Annotated in this window: 12 protein-coding genes; 11 read left to right on the forward strand and 1 reads right to left on the reverse strand. The window is 36.5% G+C overall.

What is annotated here, in order from left to right:
- Positions 1 to 183: 183 nt before the first annotated feature.
- Positions 184 to 1,035 carry a tyrosine-type recombinase/integrase gene (locus ADA42_RS05820; protein ID WP_228137581.1) on the reverse strand — a complete coding sequence of 284 codons (852 nt, stop codon included), beginning with the start codon at positions 1,033 to 1,035 and terminating at the stop codon, positions 184 to 186.
- Between ADA42_RS05820 and ADA42_RS05825 the strand changes: the two genes are divergently transcribed.
- The 11 genes from ADA42_RS05825 (at position 998) to ADA42_RS05870 (ending at position 9,651) form a co-directional block, all read left to right on the forward strand.
- Positions 998 to 2,608 (forward strand): tail fiber protein, encoded by a 1,611-nt coding sequence (locus ADA42_RS05825; RefSeq protein ID WP_081407817.1) that lies wholly within the window; start codon positions 998 to 1,000, stop codon positions 2,606 to 2,608. The two genes, ADA42_RS05820 and ADA42_RS05825, sit on opposite strands and share 38 nt — an antisense overlap.
- Complete coding sequence (locus ADA42_RS05830; RefSeq protein ID WP_048764054.1) at positions 2,608 to 2,994, forward strand: hypothetical protein; 387 nt, start codon at positions 2,608 to 2,610, stop codon at positions 2,992 to 2,994. Before ADA42_RS05825 ends, ADA42_RS05830 begins: the two co-directional genes overlap by 1 nt.
- 80 nt (positions 2,995 to 3,074) lie before the next feature.
- Complete coding sequence (locus tag ADA42_RS05835) at positions 3,075 to 4,271, forward strand: phage tail sheath subtilisin-like domain-containing protein (RefSeq protein ID WP_048764055.1); 1,197 nt, start codon at positions 3,075 to 3,077, stop codon at positions 4,269 to 4,271.
- A gap of 10 nt (positions 4,272 to 4,281) precedes the next feature.
- Entirely contained in the window at positions 4,282 to 4,794 is a 513-nt protein-coding gene (locus tag ADA42_RS05840; protein ID WP_048764057.1) for a phage major tail tube protein, read from the forward strand.
- 4 nt (positions 4,795 to 4,798) lie between these two features.
- Entirely contained in the window at positions 4,799 to 5,089 is a 291-nt protein-coding gene (locus tag ADA42_RS05845) for a phage tail assembly protein (RefSeq protein ID WP_048764059.1), read from the forward strand.
- 274 nt (positions 5,090 to 5,363) lie between these two features.
- Entirely contained in the window at positions 5,364 to 5,651 is a 288-nt protein-coding gene (locus ADA42_RS17955; RefSeq protein WP_081407818.1) for a hypothetical protein, read from the forward strand.
- 37 nt (positions 5,652 to 5,688) lie between these two features.
- Positions 5,689 to 6,492 carry a PDZ domain-containing protein gene (locus ADA42_RS05850; protein ID WP_152682176.1) on the forward strand — a complete coding sequence of 268 codons (804 nt, stop codon included), beginning with the start codon at positions 5,689 to 5,691 and terminating at the stop codon, positions 6,490 to 6,492.
- Between the two features lie 17 nt (positions 6,493 to 6,509).
- The gene (locus tag ADA42_RS05855; protein ID WP_048764062.1) at positions 6,510 to 7,139 is read left to right on the forward strand and encodes a hypothetical protein; all 630 of its coding nucleotides are present in this window, start codon (positions 6,510 to 6,512) and stop codon (positions 7,137 to 7,139) included.
- 188 nt (positions 7,140 to 7,327) lie between these two features.
- Entirely contained in the window at positions 7,328 to 8,146 is an 819-nt protein-coding gene (locus ADA42_RS05860) for a hypothetical protein (protein WP_048764063.1), read from the forward strand.
- On the forward strand, positions 8,122 to 8,640 hold the full coding sequence (locus ADA42_RS05865) for a type II toxin-antitoxin system VapC family toxin (RefSeq protein WP_228137580.1): 519 nt from the start codon (positions 8,122 to 8,124) through the stop codon (positions 8,638 to 8,640). Before ADA42_RS05860 ends, ADA42_RS05865 begins: the two co-directional genes overlap by 25 nt.
- 231 nt (positions 8,641 to 8,871) lie before the next feature.
- Positions 8,872 to 9,651 carry a hypothetical protein gene (locus ADA42_RS05870; protein ID WP_152682177.1) on the forward strand — a complete coding sequence of 260 codons (780 nt, stop codon included), beginning with the start codon at positions 8,872 to 8,874 and terminating at the stop codon, positions 9,649 to 9,651.
- The last annotated feature ends 181 nt before the right edge of the window (positions 9,652 to 9,832 follow it).

The raw sequence follows: 9,832 nt of genomic DNA on the forward strand, positions 1-9,832 counted from the left end.
TCGTAGAGGTCTCCAGTTCGAGTCTGGATATGCCTACCAAGATATGCTGTTAAATCAGCAACTTAAAACCCACCTCATCAGGTGGGTTTTTTGTTTTAGTGGGTATTTCGGGGTATTTTCGGGGAACTCAGTCTTGTTTTAAAGTGGGTAGGTTTAAAAAATAACCAGAATTAAGACGCGTTTCTACCTAAAACTCACCCTAGTTGGCTTCGGCTCTTCATGGCCAGAAATATAATGATCGGTCATTTTTACGGTCGCATGGCCAGCCAATGCTTGTGCATATGCCTTGCCATATTTCTGCGTAATGTTATAAACACCTAAGGCACGTAAATCATGGAATGATGGTCGCTGTCTTGGTTCAAGATGATCATACACTTCTGACAAATCCCGATACTTTTGGAACTGCTTGGTTAAGTGATCTTCGGTTACTGCAAAAGGATGTAACTTTGCAATTCGGTTATGCTTGGTTATTCGCTCTGGACGAGTAGCGATGAGGTAAGGGCAGCGCAAGCGAAATGAGTTTTCGATACATTTAATCACTGTCTCGGCCAACTCTGGATGCATATCAACTTCAATAAAAATAGGCTTGTCATAATTTAAAGACTTATGCTGTAGCACGGTCATCGTGTTTTCTTTGATATTGACTGCGGTTCGCTGCAAAGCAACCAAATCACCACGCCGTTGAATTGAATGCAAAGCTAAATCAATCGCTAACTTCAACCAGTCTGGACAGATCTCCCGGATGATCGCTATTGACTCATTACTATGACGCTGACGAGTCTTCTTAGGGCGAATAGGCTTTAAGGTTTTTTCGGCGATGTTTTCATTCGCCCAACCATTGGCCACGAAGTACTTCCAGATATCAATCAAGAGTGAACGGTGCTTTTCTGCCTGAAATGGCGTTTGCTCTTTCAGGAATGTTGCCAACATACTAAGTGTAATTTCCGAGCAATAGATATCTCGCCATTTCTCGATATATTTTTCACAGTTGGCATTGATGATTTCAAGTGTAGACTTTGATGGAACACGAGACATCGTTCCCAAAAGTATCGAGAATACTGGTCGATTCCCTGCACCTGCACAGAAAGATATACCATTTAACACGGGCTTATTTTCAGTTTCTCAAATTTATGATAATGGCTATCCAGTACAATACGGAAATGTTCTTAATATCGGTGGGGCAGGCGTATCACAAATCGCTGTGGGCTGGACTGGTGGCATTTTCCACCGTGGCGCAAGTGATATTTCAAACCAATGGAGCAATTGGCGAGAAATCGCATATATTGATAGTAATGTTGCATCTGCCACAAAACTAAAAAACTCACGCAATTTGTGGGGAAATAATTTTGATGGAACGGCTGATACAAACGGCACGCTAAATTTCGGTGATGCTGGGGCCCGTAAGATTCTGATCAAAGCGGAAACTGTGACGGATGGCGGCTACATTGCAGTGGGAAATCAAGGGCAAGATCGTGGCTACATTGAAATAGGCACTACTGATGATGAAAATACTGAGATTTGGGCTGCTCAGCGACGCGGTGAGAACGGGGAATTCGTACGTTTGGCAAGATTGCTCGATGAGTCGGGCAATACATCATTCCCAGGTAATACATCCGCATATTCATTTCAATTAACAACAGCACCAGGTGATATCAATAAAATAGCGCCAGGCAATGGCGATGGAGCTTCTTACGACAACCACAATCTTGTGATTAGATCATGGTGGGGTATTGGTTTTCGCGATTACCAAGACAAATGTCGAATTTTTATCGATACGAGAACGGGTAACTTAAAAACCAAAGGAACAGTTGAAGCGGGTTATATTACAACAGAAGGTAATGTTAACGCTGGAAATGCAGTCACTGCGAAAAATGTTGTTGCATCAAGTGATGTAAAAGCTGAAGGATGGATGTATGCGACAAAGTATGTAGGTAAAGATGGCAGTGATTCTGAGTTTGTTGGCAATGCATCATCTGCAACGAAATTAAAAACAGCGAGAAAAATTTGTGGTTTTGATTTCGATGGATCTGGAGATATCAACATCTTTCCAAACAATCGCTTATTACCTATTGGTGATGATGTGTTCATGGGTGATGGAGATGTTTCTGGTTGTCTAGTTATTCAATCAAACTCAAATACTACACCAGGCATTCAGTTTAGAAATAACCAAGGCCAAGAAGTCGGACGCATTCAAGGCGGGAATATTTCAGGAAATGCAGCCACAGCATCAAAACTTCAAAATTCTCGCAACATCAGCATATCAGGTGCTGTATCTGGAAATGCTTGGTTTGACGGCTCTGGTGATATCAATATCAATACAACTTTAAATCAAGGGTTAGGTGTCGGTCAAAGCTGGCAAGATGTTACGTCAAATCGTGCTGAGAATACAACTTATACAAACACGACGAGTAAGCCGATTCAAATTATTGTGACGTCAAATGATTGGAATAGCTCGGGTGCGTTGGAATTCATTGTTGATAATGTAAGTATTGCAAATACATCAAATTCGAGTGCTTATAGTCAATCAAAATCGACTAGCGTGATAGTTCCAAGTGGATCCTCATATCGCGTAAATGGTAATTTTAAGAAATGGAGTGAGTTACGTTAATGAAATATTTTAAAAACCAAAGTAGCGGTGAAGTCTTTGCATTTGAAGACGATTTGATTGAAATGACTACTGAAGAAGTAGATCGTCATTTAAATCCTCAAAATTATCTAACAGATGAAGAAAAAGAGCAGATACGGCTCGCTAAATTTACTGCACTGACTCGTCGTCAATTTAAACTTGTCTTACTTGAGCATGATCTACTCAATATGGTTGAGCAATCAATCAAAGCTATTGAAGACAAAACACTTCGTACACGCATTCAGATTGAGTATGAAGAGTCAGATAAATTTGAACGCTCAAATGACTCAGTTCAATACATGCTCAGTATTTTAAATTTGACTGATGAACAGGTTGATGAAATGTGGCGTTATGCGATGACGCTTTAATGTGAAAAACTGAATAATGAAATATGCATGCAGTTCAGGAAAAATGAATCCTAAATCTTATAAGGTTGTGGATTCTATTCATGAGCGACATATTTTTACACGGGATTCAAAACGTCACGATCGATGGTGGATCCCGACCAATTACCACGGTTCGCAGTTCGACTATTGGACTTATTGGCACTGCACCAGATGCAGATCCATTACTATTTCCAGTTAATACACCAGTGCTTATTGCAGGTTCCCGTACACAAGCAGCCAAACTTGGTTTAACTGGTACTTTACCCGATGCGATTGATTCAATTTTTGATCAGATTGGTGCTGTAGTTGTGGTGGTGCGTGTCGAAAAAGGCACATCGGATGCGCTTACACTGGCCAATATCTTGGGTGGGGTGAATGCCACCAATGGAGGTTATGAAGGTATCCATTGCTTTTTGGCAGCAGAAAATATTTTAGGTTTCGTACCGAAGATTTTAATTGCACCAGGCTTTACTCACACCCGCACACCTGCGCAGGGTCAAACACCTGCTTTAGCAAATCCAGTGGTCGCAGAACTAACAGGCATTGCTGAACGCTTAAAAGCCGTGATCATCGCCGATGGCCCAAACACCAATGATGCTGCTGCGATTGCTTATGCAGGTGATTTTGGTTCTAAACGTGTGTTTCTGGTTGATCCAAAATCTAAAAAGACTGGTACTGATGGTTCAACAATCACCTCATGGTCAAGTGCGCACGTTGCGGGACTCATTGCCAAATCTGACAATGAGCGTGGCTGGTGGTGGTCGCCGTCAAATCAGGAAATTAACGGGATCATTGGTACAGCTCGTGCGATTGATTTTGCAATGGGTGACGCAAACTGTCGTGCAAATCTGCTCAATGAGAAAAATGTAGCTACCATCATCCGCCAAAACGGGTATCGTTTATGGGGCAATCGAACATTGTCTGCCGATCCTAAATGGCAATTTTTATGTGTGGTGCGTACCGCAGATATGATTGATGAATCATTGAAGGCCGCACATTTATGGGCTGTAGATCGTGGCATTACCAAAAACTATGTGTCTGATGTGATTGAAGGTGTGAATAACTATCTTCGTTATCTTAAAAACATTGGGGCGATTCTTGGTGGTGAATGTTGGGCAGATCCTGATTTAAATACGGCTGATGTGATTAAATCTGGCAAGGTCTATTTTAATTTTGACTTTACCCCAGTATATCCAGCCGAACACATTGTCTTCCGCTCACATCTTGTGGACGACTATATCAAAGATATTTTTGCGTGAGGTATAAAGCATGAGCGGAGTAGCAAAGGATATTCGCAAGAATTTTAATATTTTTGTCGATGGTAAAGGTCATGCGGGTAAAACAGATGAATGTAACCCACCTGAACTTGAATTAGAAACGGAAGAATATCGTGCGGGCGGTATGGATGCCCCAATTGATATTACAGTCGGTATGAAAAAGCTGACTGCTGATTTTACACTTAACTCGCATGATCGTGATGTACTTTCACTGTTTGGAGTACGTGAAGGCAAATCAACTGCCTTTACTGTCCGTGAAGCAATGGAAAGCTTTGACGGTACAGTGACCGCAGTCGAACATCAAATGCGTGGCAAGATTATCAAAATTGCCCAAGGAACCTCTAAACCAGGTGAGCCACCTAAGGATAAATATGATTTATCCCTCACCTATTACAAACAAACCATTGGCGGTCAGGTTGTCCATGAAGTAGATGTGATCAACATGGTACGTATCATTAATGGCGTAGATGTTTTAGAAGACATCCGTTCAGCATTGGGAATGTAAAAAAATGACAGTAGCAGAATTACCAGAATATATCGTGGAATGTGCTGAAGGTTATAAGATCAGTTTGAATAAACCGATCACGATTGATAGTGCCAGTGTACAAGTGCTAACCATGCGTGAGCCAACTGTGCAGGACATGTTGGTGGCTGAGATGCAAGCCAAAGGGCAGAGTGAAGCCAATCAGGAAATTGCGATGTTTGCCAATTTGTGCAGTGTCGCGCCAGATAATATTAAAGGTGCAACACTGAAAGATTATCGCCGTATTCAGGAAGCGTTTAAACTTTTTACTGCATGAGTGTTGCGGTTTTACGATCGTATGTACTCGGTTTAGCCTCTCACACATCTTGGTCATTGTCAGAAATAAGGCAGTTAAAAATTTCAGATTTGCTGTGGTGGTGTGAGGGGTTGCCAAAGGAGGAGGGCTAGATGCCTTCCTTTTTTAATGCCTCATATCATGTCGAAAAAAGGACATTGTTTTTTAAAACCATATAAATATATTTTTTTGACTGATTGATTTAAAGCATTCTATTAGCTTTAATACCTCTAATAATTAGAGGTATAACTAAATTATGAAAATTTTAACTTTAATGTGGGTACTCATTTTTCAGATTGTTTTCATCACAAATGTTGATGCGCGGGGTGGTGGACGAGGTGGTGGAAAATCTTATAGTTCTTTAAGTCATAGTGGTTATTCTTCAAAAGGAAAATCTCGATCTTCTGGTAGTCGAGGCAGCACAGGTTCTGGTTATTCCAGCGGTTCTTCTGATTCATGTCCATGCAGTGGGTCTAATGATTGTGTAGGCCCGAGAGGAGGAATTTATTGTTATACCTCCGGTGGAAATAAGCGTTATCGCTAATTGCAAAAAATTCAAATCTTATTTAAAAGGCTTTAAAGTGTATAAGTTTCTATTATTTATTCTTTTTCCATATCTTTCTATCAATAGTTATGTGTGGGCAGACAATACATTAAGGGTGACTTATGAATCACCTGAAGTAAAAGCAAAAAATGCTTTACAACGACCATTGATACCTGTGAGCCAAGTGCTTAAAACATACAAAATTGAAGTTATAAAAACTGATGATTTGGACAAAAGTACAAAAGAGTTATTAGAGAAAGGATACTTGGTAATCGAACAAGACACTGTAAAGGCAAAAGTTCAGCCCTTTTTTCCAGATTTTGATTACAAAGAAACAGTTTATGGTTTTAAACAACAGGCAAAGAAATTAAAAACTCCTATAGTTGTATTTACTACAAAAAATCAAGGTCTTGAGTCAGTTGGTGCATTTAATTCTAGTCCAAATAAGCCACAAACACCGCGCAAAACTAATCTAAGTGTTAATCAGGAAAATTATAATACTGCTGATTTAAAAACAGTAGCAGTACCAGGGGCTGTAAATGAATATCTAGCTTATTATTTTATGGAATATTATTCAGTAACTGGAATATATCCTGTGAATATGAAGTTTACTGAAATTAATACGTCATATGGCTCGGGAGTTAAAGTTATAAGTGTCTCAAAAGGCTCTCCTGCTGATGGTATCATTCAAGAAAATGATATTATTCAGAAAATCAATAATGATCCTACATTAGAAGTTCAATCTTTTATAGAAGCTTCTAATTATATAAAGAAAGGAGTAACGACATTACAGATTTTAAGGAATAATGAAAAAATGCAAAAAGAAATTTTTATTGAATAATAGGTTGTTAATATAATATGGAAACATTTATAAAAATTATGGGGGTTATAGTTGCGTTATTGGTACCTTTAGCTTTGGCATATATCAATAATAAACTTGCCCATTTAAAGTATTCACATGAAAGTAAAAATGAGTTTTTAAAACTAGCCAAAGATTTTGAGGAAAAAGAAATCGAAAATCAATCAACTCTTTATAAAGATAGATTTGCAAAGTCACTGTTCAATATTGATACGTTAACTTACGAGGAAGCTAAGTTCTTTTGCCAATACGAAAATGCAGATCTATGGGTAAAAGAGTATGCAAAAATCAGGACGTTAATAAAAAGAGAACGTGATGAAGTTGGTCGAATAACTCGCTTAATTGTAAAGCATCATTGGTCTAGGCCAGTTTTAGGTTTTTTAGGTTATATCTTATTTGCTTCAATTGGTTTTATTCCATTTGTAATGATGAATAAATTTATAGGATTGGTTGTTGAAGCTTACAATAAAGGAATTCCATTAATTATTTTTATTATCACATTGATTCCATTAGCTTCTTTATATTTGGGTTATTTTTGCTTACGGTATGTAGAGAAATATGGAGAAAGTAAAAATTTTATACTGGATTTTTATAAGTATGCATTTAGAGTAGATACTGACGTGACATAATTGTTCTTAAGACATAAGTACCATAGAAAAGTCATTTGGTTGACAAAAGTGAAAATTAGCAATAAAAGTTGGTTGACAAATGTTGAAATTAGCAATAAATAGTGAAAATTAATTGATTATGTAAGCTTGCTTTCATTTATTTCGTGATTTGAACATAATATAAGCAAGATGCGCTTAAGGCGATTGAAATGCCAAAATTAGACAAAAAGAGTGGAAAATTCACTCAGAATAGACTTGATCTGGGAGATTCATCTGTTCATCAAGAACAAGATGGTGATCTTGATTTTGTCTTAAAAATCCATGATGGCCACTTACATGATCTAGAAATTTCCAGTGTTGCAAACTTACTATCCGCATTAGGTCAAATCGTTGGCGTTAAACAAGCTAGCTTCAACACGATCAAAGAAGGCTCAACGACCATTGCCGTTACAGTTCCAAGTGACTGTAGATCATTGGCCATGTCCAATGTGATGAAGGATACTGCAGCAAAGCATAAGCAAATTGCCCGTATTCAAAAAGAATTAGGTAAATATGGTTTTCATCATGCTGAGATTTCTTACGGTAGTTTCAATGATAATGAAGTATATGAGCCTAAAGAAATTTTATATGTCTTTCCAGAACTAGAGACCCAAGAAGAATTCAAACAAGAAGAGTCTTTGGATGGTCGTCTAACTCGCCTACAAAAAGGTCGTGACAAATCAGATCACATCACCATCATTTTAAACAATGGAGTGGAAGTTCCAGCACAGTGTTCTCATAAGTTGCTAAAAGAATTACATCCATACTTTGATAACGACACAAATTTAAGATTTGAAGGGGAAGCGACTTACTTATCGAAATCTAATACTTATCAATTGACGCTAAAAAAATACATCATCAACAAGTTCCATGTCATTGAGGAAGTTAGCTTAGAAGAATGGATTGATGACTTTAGAGGTAAAGGTGCATCGAATTGGTCAAAGCACGATGACCCTATAGCTGAGTGGCTGAAGGAGCGACAAGATTGATTATCTTAGATACGAATGCCTTAATTACATTATTAACTAAAAATAAAGAAGAGGCAGAATATAAGAACCTTGTTGCTTTTCTCAATCAAGGAAAAAACTTTTCTGTGGCGCTACCGATGCCGGTAATTTCAGAGTTTATTGCGGGCGATGATAATGAAGCACGTTCTTTAGCTTTACTTAAACCAAATTCCAAGTTTAAAAATTTGGATTTTGATGCAAAAGCTGCTTTAAGTGCAGCCAAAGTTTATCGTGAATATCATAAATTACCAAAAAATAGAAAGGCTCAAGAGCCACGTCAAAAAGTTAAAGTTGATATTCAAATCATTGGAATAGCACTTGCTAATAATGCCACAGCCATTGTTTCTCATGATCAAGGAATCAAGACTGTTGTGAATGAGCTTGGTTTGAGTCTGGCGATTTATGATTATATGGATAACAACTACTTTAAGCAGATGGCGAGCTTATTTATAACAGAAAGTAATAAGGTTCAATAGTAGCTAAATTTTATGCAAAGTCCTTTTTTTAAATATTTGATATTAATTTTTGTATTAACATATATTTTTTGTTTTTTAATATTTATTCCATATATTTTTTCTAATTTAATTGCATTTTTATTTGGGCTTATAAATTATAATTTCTTAATAATTTTTCATATTTTATTTTTTTTGCCGTTAGTTTTTATTTGATTTTACTTTAAAAAACACACTCATTTATTGGGTTTTAAGTTGAGTAAAAAATCAAAGTACATTATTATTTTTTCGATTATTTATGCTTTTGTTGTTTCTTGTGGTTTGAATATTTATTATGCATTAAAAAGAGAGTGGAATTCTGGTGATGTGATTAACATATTTGTGTTGGGTACATATATAGTGGCTCCATTGGTTGTTATCTGGGCATATATAGATTGGAAGTCCCCGAAGAAATATGAGCTTGAAAAAGAATATGCTGAAAAATTATTAGAAAACATCAATGAAGTTTATTTCTATATGTTTGAAAGGGTGAATACATTAAAGTATTTGTCAAGTATTAATCAACATGTTGTTCTATTAAATGGTTTGGTAAGAAGTTCAAAGAAATATAGTGATACTTCATTTTATTTAGCACATGGGTATTTTAATTTATTAAATTCCATAACAAGTAATAAAATTAACAAATCATTTTTAACTAATTTTGAAAGAATGGCTCAATTATTGGATGGACAAAGCAGTTATATTGAAGAGCAATATTTTATTTATTATAATTCTTTACCTAGTGATTTAAAAAATAATTATAGTATTACATGTACACCATATGGTGGGATTACACTAAATAGTCAACAAATAATGGCAAAATATCAATTAAATAGATATTTGACCGAACAATTAGATTCCGAATCTATTGAGGAAGATGGTGAAGTAATTACATTTAATTTAACTTTTAAAGAATTTATTGATAAATTTGAAGAGGAATACGAATTGTTAGTGAATGAGATAGTTGTTAAGTATATAAAAATTAAAGAAGGTTAAATAAAAAGCATCTTAAAATGCTTTTATAAGTTTATATTTAAATCAAAAAGGACTCATTTTATGAAAAAAGTGATATTAACAATTGTACTAGCATTGGGAGTAATTTCTGCTGCTGAGGCTAAATGGCAGGGGCGTGAACCATGTTCAGGAAAGAAAGGTGGAATTAAACACTGCACAGCAG

This window comes from Acinetobacter sp. 243_ASPC (assembly GCF_001054715.1).
In the GTDB taxonomy this organism is placed as follows: Bacteria; Pseudomonadota; Gammaproteobacteria; order Pseudomonadales; family Moraxellaceae; genus Acinetobacter; species Acinetobacter soli.